Origin of the sequence: Micromonospora sp. C28SCA-DRY-2 (genome assembly GCF_030519475.1) — a bacterium.
In the GTDB taxonomy this organism is placed as follows: domain Bacteria; phylum Actinomycetota; class Actinomycetes; order Mycobacteriales; family Micromonosporaceae; genus Micromonospora.
Map to the genome: position 1 here is coordinate 735,599 of NZ_JAUMKD010000001.1, position 15,101 is coordinate 750,699.

Here is a 15,101-nt window from a genome sequence, read left to right on the forward strand (position 1 = left end):
AAGATCACTGATTCTCCCCGCCGGGAGGCCGGCGGGGCGGAGAGCCCCGCGCCCACGACGCCGGACGGCACCAACCGCCGCGCCGCGCTGATCGCGACGCTGGTCGCGCTCCCGGTCACCGTGCTGGTGGCCGGGCTCGCCTTCGTCCAGCTCGCGCCGGACGAGCCGGCCCCGTCGCCGAGCCCCTCGGCGACGACCGCCCGCGCCCAGTCCACCGCGCCCGTGGAGATGGCCGCGCCGGCCCTGGCCGAGCGCCCCGCCACGGTGTGCCGCGCGCTGCTCTCCCAGCTCCCGCCGAGCGTGCGCGACCTGCAGCAGCGCCCGGTCACCGCCGGCCCGGAGCAGAACGCCGCGTACGGCGACCCGGCGCTGACCGTCGCCTGCGGCGGCGCCGAGCCGGCCGTGGGCGCCACCGACGACGTCTGGCTGGTCAACAAGGTGTGCTGGCACGCCACCGAGCAGACCGACGCCACCGTGCTCACCACGCTGGACCGGGAGACCGCGGTCACCGTCCGGGTGCCGCGCGCCTACGAGCAGCCGTTGCAGTGGATCGCGCCGATCGCCGACACCGTGGTCGCCGCGGTCCCGTCCGGCGGCGAGGCCCCCACCGGCTGCCAGGGCTGACCCTCCCCACCGCGCACCAGGCACCCCTGGACCCGGGCGTGCACGTTCACGGAAAGAGTGGCTTCCCACGCTCGGGAGGCCGCTCTTTCCCCAAAAGTGCGGGCGGGGCGACCCGCGCGCGGGTCAGTGGAGGCCGACGCCGCGGGTGAGGGCGGTGCGGATGAGGCGGTCGACCAGCTTCGGGTACTCCAGGCCGGAGGCGGCCCACATCCGCGGGAACATCGACGTCGGGGTGAAGCCGGGCATCGTGTTGATCTCGTTGAGGTAGACGTCCAGCTCCGGGGTGACGAAGAAGTCGACCCGGGCCAGCCCGGCGCAGTCGAGCGCGGTGAACGCGCGGACCGCGTACTCCTGGACCTGCCGGGTCACCCGGTCGGGCAGGCCGGCCGGGATGTCGTACTCGCAGGCGTCGTCGAGGTACTTGGCCTCGAAGTCGTACCAGTCGTGGTCGGCGACCACCCGCACCTCGGCCAGCACGGACGCCTCGGGCGCTCCGCCGGCCTCGCCCTCCAGCACGCCGCACTCGATCTCGCGGCCGACGATCGCCCCCTCGACGAGCACCTTGGGGTCGATCTGCCGGGCGGTGGCGACGGCCGCGTCCAGGTCGGCCCAGTCGTCGACCTTGGTGATGCCGAACGACGACCCGGCCCGCGACGGCTTGACGAAGACCGGCAGGCCGAGGCGCTGCTTGTCCTCCTCGCTCAGGGTCATCCCGTTGCGCAGCACCGCGTACGGGCCGACCGGGATGCCCTCGACGGCGCAGAGCTTCTTGGTGAACTCCTTGTCCATCGCGGCGGCGGAGGCGAAGACGTTCGCCCCGACGTACGGGATACCGGCCATCTCCAGCATTCCCTGGATGGTGCCGTCCTCGCCGTACGCGCCGTGCAGCACCGGGAAGACCACGTCCACGTCGGCCAGCGCCCGGGGACCCTCGGTGGGGTCGAGCACCATCAGCCCGTTGCCGGTCGGGTCGGCGCGCAGCACGATGTCGGTGCCGGACTCGGCGGTGATCTCCGGCAGCCGGCGCGAGTTGATCGCCAGCTGCGACGGGTCGCCGTTGGTCAGCACCCACTGCCCCGCCCGGGTGATGCCGACCGGCACCACCTCGAACTCGTCCGGGTCCAACGCGCCGAGCACGCTGCCGGCGCTGACGCAGGAGATGCCGTGCTCCGGGCTGCGGCCGCCGAAGACGATCGCCACGCGGGTCTTGCCTGGGGTGGTCACTCCGGTCACCTCTCGGTACGCGACTGCGGGCTGGCGCTCACCCGGTTGACCTTACTGTGCGTGGCCGGAAACCGATGCCGATACCCGAGGAGACGCGAGGGGCCAGGACAACCGGTCACCGCGTGCTTTACGGTACGTAATCGGGCGCTGGACGCCCGGGGCCCTGCTGGGCGCGCTGGACGGCGGCGGGGGCGAGGGTACGCCGGCATCGGCGGGCGCCCACTACGCTGCTCGTCCTATGAGCCCTGATCCCCTCATCGCCTCGCTCTCGGCGGCCCTCGACGCCCGCCCGGACGACCTGCCGCTCCGACTGCACCTCGCCGCGCTGCTGCTCGACGCCGGCCGGTCCGGCGAGGCGATCGCGCAGATCGGGCAGGCGCTGGCCCGGGATCCGGGCAACGGCGAGGCCCAGGCGCTGATGCAGCGGGCGCTGGCCCCCGTACCCCCGCCCCCGGCGACCCCGCCGGCGCCGGCAGCCCCGCAGCCTCCGACCGCCCCGCAGTCGCCGCCGGCCCCGCCCGCGCCGGCGCAGCGGCCCGCGCCGGCCGGGCCGGACGTGCCGCCGGCGGCCGACGGATCCGACCCGCTGGCCGCGTACGAGCAGGAACTGGCCGATATCGTGCCGCCGCGCTTCGCCCGGGCCGGCGACGAGCCCGAGCCGGTGACCGGCGACGCCGACCGGGTGTACGACGTGGAGGTCTCCGGGATCCGGCTGGCCGACGTGGGCGGCATGACGGCCGTGAAGGAGCGGTTGGAGCTGGCCTTCCTCGGCCCGCTGCGCAACCCGCAACTGCGCAAGATGTACGGCAAGAGCCTGCGCGGCGGGCTGATGCTCTACGGCCCGCCCGGCTGCGGCAAGACCTTCCTGGCCCGGGCGGTGGCGGGCGAGATGGGCGCCAAGTTCATCTCGCTGTCCATCGTGGACGTACTCGACATGTGGATGGGCAACTCGGAGCGCAACCTGCACGAGCTGTTCGAGGCGGCCCGGCGCAACGCGCCCTGCGTGCTCTTCCTCGACGAGATCGACGCGCTCGGCCACAAGCGCTCCCAGGTCAGCTCCAGTTCGATGCGGACGTTGGGCAACCAGCTGCTCGCCGAACTGGACGGCATGGAGGGCAACAACGAGGGCGTCTTCGTGCTGGCCGCCACCAACACCCCGTGGGACGTGGACCCGGCCCTGCGCCGTCCGGGCCGGCTCGACCGGGTGGTGCTGGTGCTCCCGCCGGACGCCGAGGCCCGCCGGGCGATCCTCGAGTACCACCTGCGGGACCGGCCGATCGCCGGGATCGACCTGCGCAAGGTGGTCGCCGGGACGGAGGACTTCTCCGGCGCCGACCTGGCCCACCTCTGCGAGACGGCGGCCGAGTTCGCGATGGCGGACTCGGTCCGCACCGGCGAGGTGCGGATGATCGAGCAGCGGGACCTGGAGCGGGCGCTGAAGGAGGTGCGCCCGTCGACCCGCCCGTGGATGGCCACCGCGCGGAACGTGGCCATGTTCGCCAACGAGGGCGGCGTCTACGACGACCTGGTGGCGTATCTGAAGCGGCGCAAGCTGCTCTGAGCGCGGGGCGGCCCGGCGGGGCGCCGGGCCGCCGCCCGCCGGGCCGGGCTACCACCGCGCGTGCGCGCGGGCCGTCCCTCAACCGCGGGCGTGCCGCCGGCCGATGGCGATCACCTTGACCCGCTGCCGGCCGGCCCGCACCATGCCCAGCGCCATGAACGCGCCGGCGATCCGCTCGGCCGCCTCCCGGCTGCTCGCGCCGACCACCTGGCGGCGCCGCTCGGGACAGGTCCGCTCGTTGCGCCAACTGCCGTCGATCGGGCGGACGTCCGTGAGCACCACCAGGAACCGGGTCATCGCCGGCCGCCGGCGCGCTCGGCGGGATCCTGCTGACCAGTACGCACGTCGAGTCCCTTTCCTGTGTGCGGCCGCCAGGTGGCGTGGCACGCGGCGGTCGGGTACGGGGGAGAAACCCGACCGCCGCGCGCCCCATCCCCTCCGGTCGCTCACCGCCGCCGTCGCCACGACAACCGGCGGTGAGGACGCGATGACAGATTGACACCTTCACAGCCATGAATGCAACTCTCATCGGCGTTCTCTCATGTACTAATTCCCGATACGTGTGCGACCATCGATGCATGGCCCCCAAGACCGCGCGTGCCCGCCGGCTCGGCATCGCGCTGCGCACCCACCGGGAGGCCGCCGGGCTCACCCTCGAGGCGGCGGCCGACGAGATCAACAGCACCCGGAGCACCCTCTCCCGCTACGAGAACGCCCAGACGCTGGTCAGCCCGGCCACGGTGCGCGCCCTGCTCACCCTCTACGGGGTCGCCCCCGACGACGTGGCGGCGGCCGTGCAACTGGCCAAGGACGCCCGCAAGCCGGGCTGGTGGGTGTCCTACTCGTACCTGCTGGACCGGCGCACCATCGACTTCATCGCGCTGGAGGCCGAGGCGACCGGGATCGCCAACTTCGAGCCGTCGGTGGTGCCCGGGCTGCTGCAGACCGCCGACTACATCCGCGGCGTGATGCGGGGCGGCCCGCACACGCTCGGCGACGACCAGGTGGAGCAGCGGGTCCAGCTGCGGCTGGACCGCCAGCAGCGACTCACCGCCGACGAGCCGCCGATCCTCGACGCGATCATCGACGAGGGCGCGCTGCTGCGGCCGGTGGGCGACCGCGGCGTGATGGAGGGCCAGCTACGCCATCTGCTGAAGATGGCCGAGCTGCCCAACATCACCGTGCAGGTGATCCCGCTGGCCGCCGGCTACCACCGGGGCACCCGGGGCTCGCTGCACATCCTGGAGTTCGCCGACCCGGAGGACCCGATCATCGCCTCGGTGGAGACGGTGGCCGGGCAGATGGTCCTGGACCGGCCGGGCGACCTGCGTACCTGCACCAAGATCATGGAACACCTGCGGACCGTCGCGCTCAGCCCGGCGGACAGCCGCGACCAGCTCCTCCAACTCCTGAAGGGACGGTAGGACCATGACCCCGACGATCAGCGCGGCGCTGGCCTCGGCCGGGTGGCGCAAGAGCAGCCACAGCGGCGACGAGGGAGCGTGCGTGGAGGTGGCGGCGATCCCCGGCACGGTGGCCGTCCGCGACTCCAAGGACCCGGCCGGGCCGGCCCTGCTCTTCCCGCCCGCCGCCTGGGCGGCCTTCGCCGCGGCGCCGCCGCGCCGCTGACCGTCCAGGCGCCGACGACGCGCCGCTGACCGTCCGGCGGCCGCCGCGCCGCTGACCCTCGCGCCGCCGCCGCGCGGCGGGTCGGCGCTCAGCCGCCGACCAGCGGTCGCGGGGCCGGCTCGGCGCGCAGCGCCTCCAGCGCCGCGATCGCCGCGCCCCGGGCGCCGGCCGTGTCCCGCTCCGGCACCAGGGCGAAAGTGGCCACCGCGGCCTGCTCCGCGCGCAGCACCGTGTGCTCGCGTACGGTCGCCAGGAACCAGTCCCGGAACTCTGGCTCCGCCTCCACCACCCCGCCGCCGACGAAGTACGCGTGCGGGTCGGTGAAGTTCGCCGCGACGGTGAAGAGCCGGCCGAGCGCCATCGCCTGCTGCGTGAAGACCTCCCGGGCCAGCGCGTCGCCCCGCTCCCCGTAGCCGCGGACCAGCTTCGCCGCGCGGGCCGGTGGTTCGGCCGCGAGCGGGTGCCCGGGATAGCGGGTCAGCCAGTACGGCAGCAGGTTGCGGGCGATCCCGGTCAGCGAGGCGACGCTCTCCGCGTCCCCGGCGAAGCCGCAGGCGCAGGTCGGCACGGGTTGGTCGGGGGCGAGCAGGCCGGTGAGCGGGATGTGCACGTGGCCCAGTTCCCCCGCCATCCCGGCGGCGCCGGCCACCACCCGGCCGCTCTCCACCACGCCGCCGCCCAGCCCGGTGCCGACGATGGCCGACACCGACGAGCGCCGCATCGCCTCGCCGCCGAAGTACGCGTGGTGGGCGTAGAGCGCGGCCGCGTTCCCGTCGTTGTGGTAGACCACCGGCAGCCCGAGCCGCCGCTCCAGCGCGCCGCGGACGTCGAACCCGCGCCAGGCCGGCTGGGAGAAGTTGGTCGACCCACGTGACGAGATCACCCCGGTCGCGCTGGCCGGGCCGGGGGTGTCCAGGCCGACCGCGCGCACCTGCCCGCGCGGGACCCCGGTCAACGCCAGCACCCCGTCGAACGCGCGGGCCAGCGCCTCGATCGCCGCCTCCGGGCCGGCCAGCACCTCGCTCGGGATCTCCACCAGCCCGTCCACCAGGAACCGACCGTCCACGGTGAGCACCGTGGCGTTGTTGCTGGTGCCGCCGTTGTCCAGGCCGACGACCACCGGACCGTCCACGCCGCCCACCGCGCCGCCTCCCGTCGTAGTGACCTGCCGGAAGGCTAGTTCCCGAGGCCCGGCTCCGCCATGCCCGCGCCGGCCACGCCCCGCCCGCCGGCCGCGCCGGTCAGACCCACGACACCGGCGTCGCCGGTCAGGCCCGCCGCGGCGACGCGCCGGCCGACGGCGGACACCGGCACGGGTCCGGGCCGGACGCGGCTGCGCGCCATCCGGGAGGTCGCCCCGGCACACCGGCGGCCGCCGGAACGCGTCGCGCTCCGGCGGCCTGGGTGGTCGGTCAGCCGTTGTCGATCAGGCTGGCGATCTCGTTGTAGATCAGGTGGGCCTTGGCGCCCTGGTTGGACGGGCAGCCGCCGAGGTGGTGCAGGGCGATCACCCGGTGGCTGCCGTTCAGCACCGGAGAACCCGAGTTGCCGCCCGAGGTGTCACAGCTGTAGCTGATGTTCCAGGTGTTGTAGTTCGCGTTCTTCACCGTGCAGAGCGCGCCGCCCTGGGTGTCCTCGTAGATCGACAGCCGCTTCGGCCGGCCGTCGCCGTGCCCCGGGATGTACATCCGGGTGCCGGTGGTGGTGGCGCTCGTCGCCAGGTAGAGCGTGCCGAAGCCCTGGATGCTGGCGAAGTTGTTGACCGAGTACAGGGTGTAGTCCAGTTGGCTGGAGCCGCCGGCGCTCACCTTGTACAGGGTGGCGCCGCTGACCTTCGTGCCGGCGCCCGGGTTGTTGCCGCCGCAGGTGGCGCACTGGTAGTTGAACTGCATCTCGCTGCCGCTGACCGTGGCCTGCGTCGACATGCAGTGCTTGTTGGTCAGCATCCGGTTGGTGTTGCCGACCCGCCAGGTGGTGCACATCCCGCCGCCGCTGATCAACAGCCGGGCCACCGCGTTGCCCCGGGCGTACTCGGTGGGGTGGCTGCTCTGGTAGCAGACCACGTCGCGGCGGGCGTCCGTGCTGCACACCGACTGCGTGGAGAAGTTGTACTGGCCGATCTCCGCGGCGTCGTACCCGCGCCAGAGCCGGTCGATGGTCGCGGCCTCGCCGCCCGAGCGGCGGCTGCTGTGCAGTTTCACCACCGCGGTGTCGCCGTCCACCGACATGGCCCAGAAGCCCGGCCGGCCGTCGGTGGTGTAGTCCGAGCCGGTGGCCCGGTTCAGGGAGCGGTCGTACCGGTAGCTCTCCCGGCCGTCCGGGCTGGACACCGTGACGTAGTCGCCCGGGGCAAGCCGCAGCGAGCTGAAGTGCACCTTCACGTACGCCGCGCCGGGGTGCCGGATGACCTGCGTGCGGCCGTCGCGGGCGTAGGACAGCGAACTGTCGACCGTGCGCAGTTCACCGACCGTGGTGACCCCCTCGGCGGAGAACTGCTCCGACTCGGGAGCCCGCTGCGACTGTGGCGCGAGGGGCTGGTCCGGATCCGCTGCGACGGCGGGTGCCGACACCAGGCTCAGCCCGAGCGCGCCGGCGGCGAGCGCGACCGCCGCCGTGCGCATGCGGAGTCGAGATTGCTTCATCGTCGCTCCTCCCCAAGGAGGCGGCCGGTCGCCGCCCTTGCCGCCTTCATACCGGAGCCGATCGATACATACAAGATTATCTATACCGCGGTATGGCCGGCGTGCCGGCCCGCCCGGAGCTGTCCGGAGCTGTCCGGGCGGGCTGGCGGCCGGATCAGGCGGGACGGCGGGCGGTGACCGCTGTCGCCTCCAGGTCGTCGTCGCGCAGCACGGTCGGCACCAGGCCGGCGGCGGAGAGCATCGCGCACAGCCCGTCCACCTGCCCGGCGCTGGTCTCCACCGCCAGGTGCCCGCCCGGAGCCAGCCACTCGGCGGCGCCCGCGGCCACCCGGCGCAGCACGGCCAGGCCGTCCGGCCCGCCGTCGAGCGCCACCGGCGCCTCGTGCAGCCGCGCCTCCGGCGGCATCAGCGCCACCGCCGCCGTCGGCACGTACGGGGCGTTGGCCACCACCAGGTCCAGCCGTCCCCGCCAGGCCGACGGGACCGGGTCGAACAGGTCGCCCTGGTACACCTCGACGCCGGAGCCGGCCAGGTTGCGCCGGGCGCAGGCCACCGCCGCCGGATCGATGTCGGCGCCGGCCAGCCAGCGCGGCGCGAGCCGCCGGGCCAACGCCAGGGTGGTGGCCCCGGAGCCGCAGCAGAGGTCGAGCACGGCCGCCGCCGGGCCGGTCACCGCGACCGCGGCGTCCACCAGCAGCGCGGTACGACCGCGCGGCACGAACACGCCGGGGTCGACGGCGACCCGCATGCCGCAGAACTCGGCCCAGCCGAGCAGGTGCTCCAGCGGCAGGCCGGCCACCCGGCGGTCGACCAGGTCGGCCAGCGCCCGCGGCGAGTCGGCGGCGGCGATGAGCAGGTCCGCCTCGTCCTCGGCGTAGACGCAGCCGGCGGCGCGCAGCCGGCGCACCAGGTCGGAGTGGTCGAAACGGTGGCGCGATGTCATGGGTTACCTCCGGGAAACGCTCGTCGGCGCTCCCGGCCCGCCTACTCGGCGGCGACGTGGGAGGGAGCGCCGGTCCGGCTCGTCTGGTGGATCGGACTCACCTCCTCGGGTCGGGGCCCCACCCGGGCCACGGACGGGCCCGGTACGGGCCACCGAGACGATAGCTCAGCCGGCGGTCGCCGTACCGCCCGGTCCGGCGGCGTCCAGCGCGGCGGTGACGTCGGCGACCAGGTCGACGGTGTCCTCCACGCCGCAGGAGAACCGGACGAAGCCGGGGCCGGTGGCGTCGCCCCACTGGGCCCGCCGGTCGGCGGTGGTGTGCAGCCCGCCGAAGGAGGTGGCCGCGAACACCAGCTTCGCGGCGTCCAGGAACCGGGCCACCCGCTCGGCGTCGCCGAGGTCGAAGGAGAGCACGCCGGGTATCCGGCGCATCTGCGCCGACGCCACCCGGTACGCCGGGTCGCCGGGCAGCCCGGGCCAGCGCAGCCCGGTCACGTCCGGGCGGTCGGCGAGCAGCCGGGCGAGCGCCTCGGCGTTCGCGGTCTGCCGGGCCAGCCGCAGGTCCAGGGTGGCCAGCGACCGGTGCGCCAGCCAGGCGTCGAACGCGCCGGGGACCGCCCCGGTCGCGGACCGCCAGCCGGTGACCTTGTCGAGCAGTTCGGCCGACCGGCCGGCCAGGTAGCCGAGCAGCAGGTCGGAGTGGCCGGTCAGCGCCTTGGTGCCGGAGGCGACCACCAGGTCGGCGCCGAGGTCGAGCGGGCGCTGCCCGAGCGGGGTGGCGGTGGTGTTGTCCACCGCCAGCAGGGCGCCGGCGGCGCGCGCCTCGGCGGCCAGCGCGGACACGTCGGCCACGTCCAGGCCGGGATTGGCGGGCGTCTCGACCAGCACCAGGCGGACCCCGTCGAGCGACGGGTAGGGGCCGGCGGTCGGCACGAAGCGCACCCGCACCCCCAGCTCCTCCAGGGTCCCGGTGGCGAACGACCGCACCGAGTAGTAGCCGTCGGCGGGGAGCAGCACGGTGTCCCCCGGCCGCAGCACCGTCAGCAACAGCCCGGTGATCGCCGCCTGTCCGCTGGCGAAGACCCGGCAGTCGCCGCCCTCGAGGTCGCCGATCGCCGCCTCCAGCAGCCGCCGGGTCGGGTTGTCCGGCCGGCCGTACCCGTTCGGCGCCGCCGCCGGGCCCTGCCACGGGTCGAGGTGGTACGGCGCCGCGAAGACCGGTCCGGGCAGGAACGGCTCCCCCGGCACCGGCTCGGGCAACCCGGCGTGCACGCATCGGGTGCCGTCGTGCTGATCGGCCATCTCACTCACTCCGGTTTGGTCGTACGGCTCATCAGGGCGGCCACGGCCAGCCGGGGGTCGACCCCCTCGTGGCACACCAGTTCCACCTGCTCGGTGATCGGCATCTCCACCGCGTGCGCCCGCGCCAGGTCGCGGATGGCCAGCGCGCTCTTGACCCCCTCGGCGGTCTGCCGGGTGGCCACCCGGGCCTCCTCCAGCGTGGCGCCCCGGCCGAGGTGCTCGCCGAAGGTGCGGTTGCGGGCCATCGGCGACGAGCAGGAGGCGACCAGGTCACCCATCCCGGCCAGGCCGGCGAAGGTCAGCGGGTCGGCGCCGAGGGCCACCCCGAGCCGGGCCGTCTCGGCCAGCCCTCGGGTGACCAGCATCGCCCGGGTGTTGTCGCCGAAGCCCATCGCGGTGGCGATGCCGTACGCCAGGGCGATCACGTTCTTGACCGCGCCACCCAGTTCGCAGCCGATCACGTCGTCGTTGGTGTACGGGCGGAAGTACGGCGTGGTGATGGAGCGCTGCACGAGCGTGGCCCGGTCGGAGTCGGTGCAGGCCACCACGGTGGCGGCCGGCTGCTCGGCGGCGATCTCCGGGGCCAGGTTGGGACCGGAGACCACCACCACCCGGTCCGCCGCCACCCCGGCGGTCTCCACGATCACCTCGCTCATCCGCTTCGTGGTGCCCAGCTCGATGCCCTTCATCAGGGAGACCAGAGTCGCGTCCGGGTGCAGGTGCCCGGCCCAGCCGGCGAGGTTGCCCCGCAGCGTCTGCGACGGCACGGCCAGCACCACGACTTCCGCGCCGGTGATCGCCTCGGCGGCGTCCCCGGTGGCGGTCACCCGCGCCGGCAGCACCAGGTCCGGCAGGTACTCCGGGTTACGCCGCTCGGCGCGGATGGTGTCGGCCACCGGCTGTCGGCGGGCCCAGATGGTGACGTCCCGCCCGGCGTCGGCGAGGATCTTGGCGAACGCCGTCCCCCACGAACCGGCCCCGAGCACCGCGACGTGCCCGCTCATGCCGGCACTCCGCCGCGCCGCGGGCCGCCCTGCGGCACCGTCGCGCCGAGCCTGCTGATTCGCTCGCTCCGCTGGCTCACGCCGCCGCCTCCGGCTGCTGCCCCTGGCTCGGCGCGGGACGGGGCGGTCGTTCCCACAGCGGTGGCGGGGTGCCGCCGCGGATCTCGGCGAGCAGGTCGCGGATGCTCAGCATGATCGCGTCGGTCATCTCCTCCAGGGTGGCCCGGGTCGGGGTGGCGCCGGCCCACGCGCTCAGGTCGACCGGCGGCCCGGCGGCCACCGAGACCGGGATCCGGGGCCGCAGGCTCAGCCGCGTGGTGCGCGGGTCGAAGATCCGCTCCGGACCCCACATGGCGACCGGGATGACCGGGGCGCCGGTGGCCAGTGCCAGCCGGGCGGCGCCGGTCTTGCCCTTCATCGGCCACAGGTCGGGCTCCCGGGTGATGGTGCCCTCCGGGTAGATCACCACCGCGCCGCCCTCGTTCAGCGCGGCGACCAGGGCGTCGAGCGACCGGACCGCGTCCACCGTGCCCCGCTCGACCGGGATCTGCTTGCACCGGTGCAGGATCCAGCCGATCACCGGGACCTTGAACACGCTGGCCTTGCCGAGGAACTGCGGCCAGCGGCCGGCGTCGTAGATGAAGTGCGCGGAGACCAGCGGATCGGCGTGCGAGAGGTGGTTGGGCACCACGATCACGCCGCCGGGGTGGCGCAGGTGCTCCATGCCGCGCCAGGTGCGCCGGGTCCAGACGGTCATCACCGGCTTGACCACCACCACGGCGAACCGTTGCCAGAACCCCAGCCTCCGCCGTGTCACTGCGCCTCCTCGTGCCGCCCCGACCCGCGCACCGGACCCCGCCGGTGACACCCGCCGCGGAAATCATGCCTGCTCGCCCTCGGTACGGCCAGTGAGGGTACCGCCGGCCGGCTGGCAGGATTGCGGGTGTGAGTCAGCCGACGTGGACCGTGGTGGTGCCGGTCAAGCGCCTGGCCGTCGCCAAGAGCCGGCTGCGGGGGGCGCTGGCGGGCGTACCGCACGAGGAACTGGCGCTGGCCCTGGCGGCCGACACGGTCGCCGCGGTGCGGGCCTGCCCGGCGGTGGCCGAGATCCTGGTGGTCACCGACGACGCGCGGGTGGCCGCGGCGGCCCGCGACGCCGGCGCCCGGGTGCTGCCCGACCGGCCGGGCGCCGGCCTGAACGCCGCGTTCCGGCACGGCGCGGCCGCGGCCGGCGGCGGGTGGGTGGCCGGGCTCACCGCCGACCTGCCCGCGCTGCGCCCGGCCGAGCTGGTGGCGGCGCTGCGGGCGGTGCCCGCCGGCCCGCCGGGGGTACGCCGGTTCGTGGCCGACGCCCCGGGCGACGGCACCGTGCTGCTCGCCGCGCCGCCCGGAGTGCCGCTGGACCCCCGCTTCGGGGCCGGCTCGGCCGCCGCACACGCGGCGAGCGGGGCGCTGCCGCTGGTCGGGGACTGGCCGAGCCTGCGCCGGGACGTGGACACCGCCGACGACCTGGCGGCGGCGGCCCGGCTCGGGCTGGGGCCGCGCACGGCGGCGCTGGCCGCGGCGCGCTGCCCGGCCTGACCCGCCCGGTGTACGGTGCTGGCATGCAGGGCACGGTGGCCACCTTCGACGCGGCGACCCGCAGCGGCGTGCTGCTCCTCGACGACGGCACCGAGCTGGCCTTCCCGGCCCGGGCGTTCGACGCCTCCGGGCTGCGGCTGCTCCGCCTCGGCCAGCGGGTACGGATCGACCGGGACGGCGCCGGTGAGGTCGTCCGGGTGACGTTGCCGACGATGGCCTGACCCGACCGGCCGAAGTTCATTTTGCGTTAACCCGGGTCGGGTGATTATGAGCGGGTGAGCACCCCTCGCGAGCACCCCGCCCGCCCACCGCGCGCCCCCGAACCGGCCGCCCCCCGCAACGGCACCCGCGCCCGCGGCGCCGACGGCCGCTTCCGCCCCGCCGAGACCCCGCACGCCGGGGTCGACCCGCTCGGGCCGGGCACCGACGCCGGTGCCGCCTCGGCCGGGCTGGAGGAGGTGCTGGACCCGGAGGTGGCCCCGCCAGCACCGGCGGACGAGGCGCCCGCTCCCCAGCCGCTGCCGGAGGACCGCTTCTTCAACCGGGAGCTGTCCTGGCTCGACTTCAACGCGCGGGTGCTGGCGCTCGCCGAGGACGCCCGCACGCCGCTGCTGGAGCGGGCCAAGTTCCTGGCCATCTTCGCCAGCAACCTGGACGAGTTCTTCATGGTCCGGGTCGCCGGGCTGAAGCGGCGGCTCCAGGCCGGCCTGCCGGTCCGCGGCGGCGACCGGATGCCGCTGCGGACCCAGCTGGAGCTGATCGCCGGGAAGACCGCGACGCTGGTCGCCCGGCACGCCGCCTGCTTCGTCGACGACGTGCTGCCCAAGCTGGCCGCCGAGGACATCCGGATCCTGCGCTGGGCGGAGCTGGACGACGCCGAGCGGGAGCGGTTGCGGGCGTACTTCCGGGAACAGATCTTCCCGGTGCTGACCCCGCTCGCGGTCGACCCGGCGCACCCGTTCCCGTACATCTCCGGGCGGTCGCTGAACCTGGCCGTGGCGGTCCGCGACCCGGACGGCGGCTCGGAGCTCTTCGCCCGGGTGAAGGTGCCGAACAACGTCCCCCGGTTCGTCCGGGTGCACCGCGACCGGCCGGGTGTGCGGATGCTGCCGGTGGAGGACCTCATCTCGGTGCACCTGGGGCAGCTCTTCTCCGGCATGCAGGTGGTGGAGTGCCACCTGTTCCGGGTCACCCGCAACGCCGAGGTGGAGGTCGACGAGGACCGCGACGAGGACCTGCTCCAGGCGCTGGAACGGGAACTGGCCCGGCGCCGGTTCGGGCCACCGGTCCGGCTGGAGGTGGCCGCCTCGATCTCCGACCACATGCTGGACCTGCTCGTCCGCGAGCTGGACATGGCCGACCAGGACGTGCTGCGGGTGCCCGGCCTGCTCGACCTCTCCGCGCTCTGGCAGGTCTACAACGAGGCCGACCGGCCGGACCTCAAGGACCCGCCGTTCGTGCCGGCCACCCACCCCCGGCTCACCGAGGGCGAGGTGCCGCGCAGCGTCTTCGCCACCCTGCGCGACGGCGACATCCTGGTGCACCACCCGTACCACTCGTTCGCCACCAGCGTGCAGCGCTTCATCGAGCAGGCCGCGGCCGACCCGGACGTGCTGGCCATCAAGCAGACGCTCTACCGCACCAGCGGCGACTCGCCGATCGTGGACGCGCTGGTCGACGCGGCCGCCGCGGGCAAGCAGGTGGTGGTGCTGGTCGAGCTGAAGGCGCGCTTCGACGAGGTGGCCAACATCGGCTGGGCCCGCACCCTGGAGCGCGCCGGCTGCCACGTGGTCTACGGCCTGGTGGGGTTGAAGACGCACTGCAAGACCGCCCTGGTGGTACGCCAGGAGGGCAACCAGATCCGCCGCTACTGCCACATCGGCACCGGCAACTACCACCCGAAGACGGCCCGGCTCTACGAGGACTTCGGCATGCTCACCGCCGACCCGGAGATCGGCGCCGACCTGACCGACCTGTTCAACGTGCTCACCGGCTACAGCCGGCAGACCGGGTACCGGCGGCTGCTGGTGGCCCCGCAGGGCATCCGCAGCGGCCTGATCGAGCGGATCGAGCGGGAGATCGCGCACGTCCGGCTGGGCGTGCCGGGCCTGGTGCAGTTCAAGGTGAACGCGCTGGTCGACGAGGAGATCACCGACGCCCTCTACCGGGCCTCCCGGGCCGGCGTGCACGTCGACCTGCTGATCCGCGGCATGTGCACGCTGCGCCCCGGGGTGCCGGGCCTGTCGGAGAACATCCGGGTGCGGTCGATCCTCGGCCGGTTCCTGGAGCACTCCCGGATCTTCCGGTTCGGCAACAACGGCGACGCCGAGTTCTGGATGGGCTCGGCCGACCTGATGCACCGCAACCTGGACCGCCGGGTCGAGGCGCTGGTCCGGGTCAGCGACCCGGTCGCCCGGGCCGAGCTGGACCAGGTGCTGACCGCCGCGATGAGCCCGGAGGTGGACGCCTTCGAGCTGGCCGCGGACGGCACCTGGACCCGGCGGATCGGCACCGCGGAGGCGCCGCTGACCCAGTTGCAGGAACTCCTGCTGCATCGGGTCGCTGGCACCGCGAGCTGACCCCGGCGCGCA

15 protein-coding genes are annotated in these 15,101 nt (G+C 74.6%); 7 read left to right on the top strand and 8 right to left on the bottom strand.

Annotated features, from left to right (window positions below):
• The first annotated feature begins 3 nt into the window (after positions 1-3).
• Positions 4-624, top strand: coding sequence for a DUF3515 family protein (locus tag Q3W71_RS03315; RefSeq protein ID WP_302918714.1), 621 nt, complete (start codon positions 4-6; stop codon positions 622-624).
• 123 nt (positions 625-747) lie between these two features.
• On the opposite strand, the gene Q3W71_RS03320 is transcribed toward Q3W71_RS03315, so the two are convergent.
• On the bottom strand, positions 748-1,848 hold the full coding sequence (locus Q3W71_RS03320) for a D-alanine--D-alanine ligase family protein (RefSeq protein WP_302917778.1): 1,101 nt from the start codon (positions 1,846-1,848) through the stop codon (positions 748-750).
• A gap of 238 nt (positions 1,849-2,086) precedes the next feature.
• On the opposite strand from Q3W71_RS03320, the gene Q3W71_RS03325 reads away from it, so the two are divergent.
• Positions 2,087-3,409 (top strand): 26S protease regulatory subunit, encoded by a 1,323-nt coding sequence (locus tag Q3W71_RS03325; RefSeq protein WP_302917779.1) that lies wholly within the window; start codon positions 2,087-2,089, stop codon positions 3,407-3,409.
• 78 nt (positions 3,410-3,487) lie between these two features.
• Here the strand turns inward: Q3W71_RS03325 and Q3W71_RS03330 are convergent, their stop codons facing one another.
• Entirely contained in the window at positions 3,488-3,706 is a 219-nt protein-coding gene (locus Q3W71_RS03330) for a hypothetical protein (protein ID WP_088995555.1), read from the bottom strand.
• Positions 3,707-3,987: 281 nt separating this feature from the next.
• Here Q3W71_RS03330 and Q3W71_RS03335 point away from each other — a divergent pair, with 281 nt between their 5' ends.
• Positions 3,988-4,833 carry a helix-turn-helix transcriptional regulator gene (locus Q3W71_RS03335; RefSeq protein ID WP_302917780.1) on the top strand — a complete coding sequence of 282 codons (846 nt, stop codon included), beginning with the start codon at positions 3,988-3,990 and terminating at the stop codon, positions 4,831-4,833.
• 4 nt (positions 4,834-4,837) lie between these two features.
• Complete coding sequence (locus Q3W71_RS03340; RefSeq protein ID WP_302917781.1) at positions 4,838-5,038, top strand: DUF397 domain-containing protein; 201 nt, start codon at positions 4,838-4,840, stop codon at positions 5,036-5,038.
• Positions 5,039-5,126: 88 nt separating this feature from the next.
• Here Q3W71_RS03340 and Q3W71_RS03345 read toward each other — a convergent pair whose 3' ends face one another.
• The 6 genes from Q3W71_RS03345 to Q3W71_RS03370 form a co-directional block, all read right to left on the bottom strand.
• Positions 5,127-6,179: an ROK family protein gene (locus Q3W71_RS03345; protein WP_302917782.1), complete on the bottom strand. Its 1,053-nt coding sequence runs from the start codon at positions 6,177-6,179 to the stop codon at positions 5,127-5,129.
• A gap of 271 nt (positions 6,180-6,450) precedes the next feature.
• Positions 6,451-7,680, bottom strand: a complete 1,230-nt coding sequence (locus Q3W71_RS03350; protein WP_302917783.1) for a serine protease — start codon at positions 7,678-7,680, stop codon at positions 6,451-6,453.
• Positions 7,681-7,834: 154 nt separating this feature from the next.
• On the bottom strand, positions 7,835-8,623 hold the full coding sequence (locus Q3W71_RS03355; RefSeq protein ID WP_302917784.1) for a putative protein N(5)-glutamine methyltransferase: 789 nt from the start codon (positions 8,621-8,623) through the stop codon (positions 7,835-7,837).
• Positions 8,624-8,788: 165 nt separating this feature from the next.
• A complete protein-coding gene (locus Q3W71_RS03360) occupies positions 8,789-9,934 on the bottom strand; it encodes a cystathionine gamma-lyase (RefSeq protein ID WP_302917785.1) in 1,146 nt (381 codons plus the stop codon).
• A complete protein-coding gene (locus Q3W71_RS03365) occupies positions 9,931-10,929 on the bottom strand; it encodes an NAD(P)H-dependent glycerol-3-phosphate dehydrogenase (RefSeq protein ID WP_302917786.1) in 999 nt (332 codons plus the stop codon). Before Q3W71_RS03365 ends, Q3W71_RS03360 begins: the two co-directional genes overlap by 4 nt.
• A gap of 76 nt (positions 10,930-11,005) precedes the next feature.
• Entirely contained in the window at positions 11,006-11,746 is a 741-nt protein-coding gene (locus Q3W71_RS03370) for a 1-acyl-sn-glycerol-3-phosphate acyltransferase (protein WP_302917787.1), read from the bottom strand.
• Between the two features lie 128 nt (positions 11,747-11,874).
• Between Q3W71_RS03370 and cofC the strand changes: the two genes are divergently transcribed.
• From cofC to Q3W71_RS03385, 3 genes are read left to right on the top strand one after another with little or no spacing between them, the layout of a single operon-like run.
• Positions 11,875-12,510, top strand: coding sequence for a 2-phospho-L-lactate guanylyltransferase (cofC, locus tag Q3W71_RS03375; protein WP_302917788.1), 636 nt, complete (start codon positions 11,875-11,877; stop codon positions 12,508-12,510).
• A gap of 23 nt (positions 12,511-12,533) precedes the next feature.
• Complete coding sequence (locus Q3W71_RS03380; RefSeq protein ID WP_302917789.1) at positions 12,534-12,731, top strand: cold-shock protein; 198 nt, start codon at positions 12,534-12,536, stop codon at positions 12,729-12,731.
• A gap of 54 nt (positions 12,732-12,785) precedes the next feature.
• Positions 12,786-15,089 (top strand): RNA degradosome polyphosphate kinase, encoded by a 2,304-nt coding sequence (locus Q3W71_RS03385; RefSeq protein ID WP_302917790.1) that lies wholly within the window; start codon positions 12,786-12,788, stop codon positions 15,087-15,089.
• Positions 15,090-15,101: the final 12 nt, after the last annotated feature.

Bases quoted from the DNA above. Each gene is read 5' to 3' on its own strand.
- Q3W71_RS03350 (WP_302917783.1), bottom strand. From the start codon at position 7,680: ATGAAGCAATCTCGACTCCGCATGCGCACGGCGGCGGTCGCGCTCGCC.
- Q3W71_RS03355 (WP_302917784.1), bottom strand. From the start codon at position 8,623: ATGACATCGCGCCACCGTTTCGACCACTCCGACCTGGTGCGCCGGCTG.
- Q3W71_RS03380 (WP_302917789.1), top strand. From the start codon at position 12,534: ATGCAGGGCACGGTGGCCACCTTCGACGCGGCGACCCGCAGCGGCGTG.
- Q3W71_RS03340 (WP_302917781.1), top strand. From the start codon at position 4,838: ATGACCCCGACGATCAGCGCGGCGCTGGCCTCGGCCGGGTGGCGCAAG.
- Q3W71_RS03330 (WP_088995555.1), bottom strand. From the start codon at position 3,706: ATGACCCGGTTCCTGGTGGTGCTCACGGACGTCCGCCCGATCGACGGC.
- Q3W71_RS03335 (WP_302917780.1), top strand. From the start codon at position 3,988: ATGGCCCCCAAGACCGCGCGTGCCCGCCGGCTCGGCATCGCGCTGCGC.
- Q3W71_RS03325 (WP_302917779.1), top strand. From the start codon at position 2,087: ATGAGCCCTGATCCCCTCATCGCCTCGCTCTCGGCGGCCCTCGACGCC.
- Q3W71_RS03365 (WP_302917786.1), bottom strand. From the start codon at position 10,929: ATGAGCGGGCACGTCGCGGTGCTCGGGGCCGGTTCGTGGGGGACGGCG.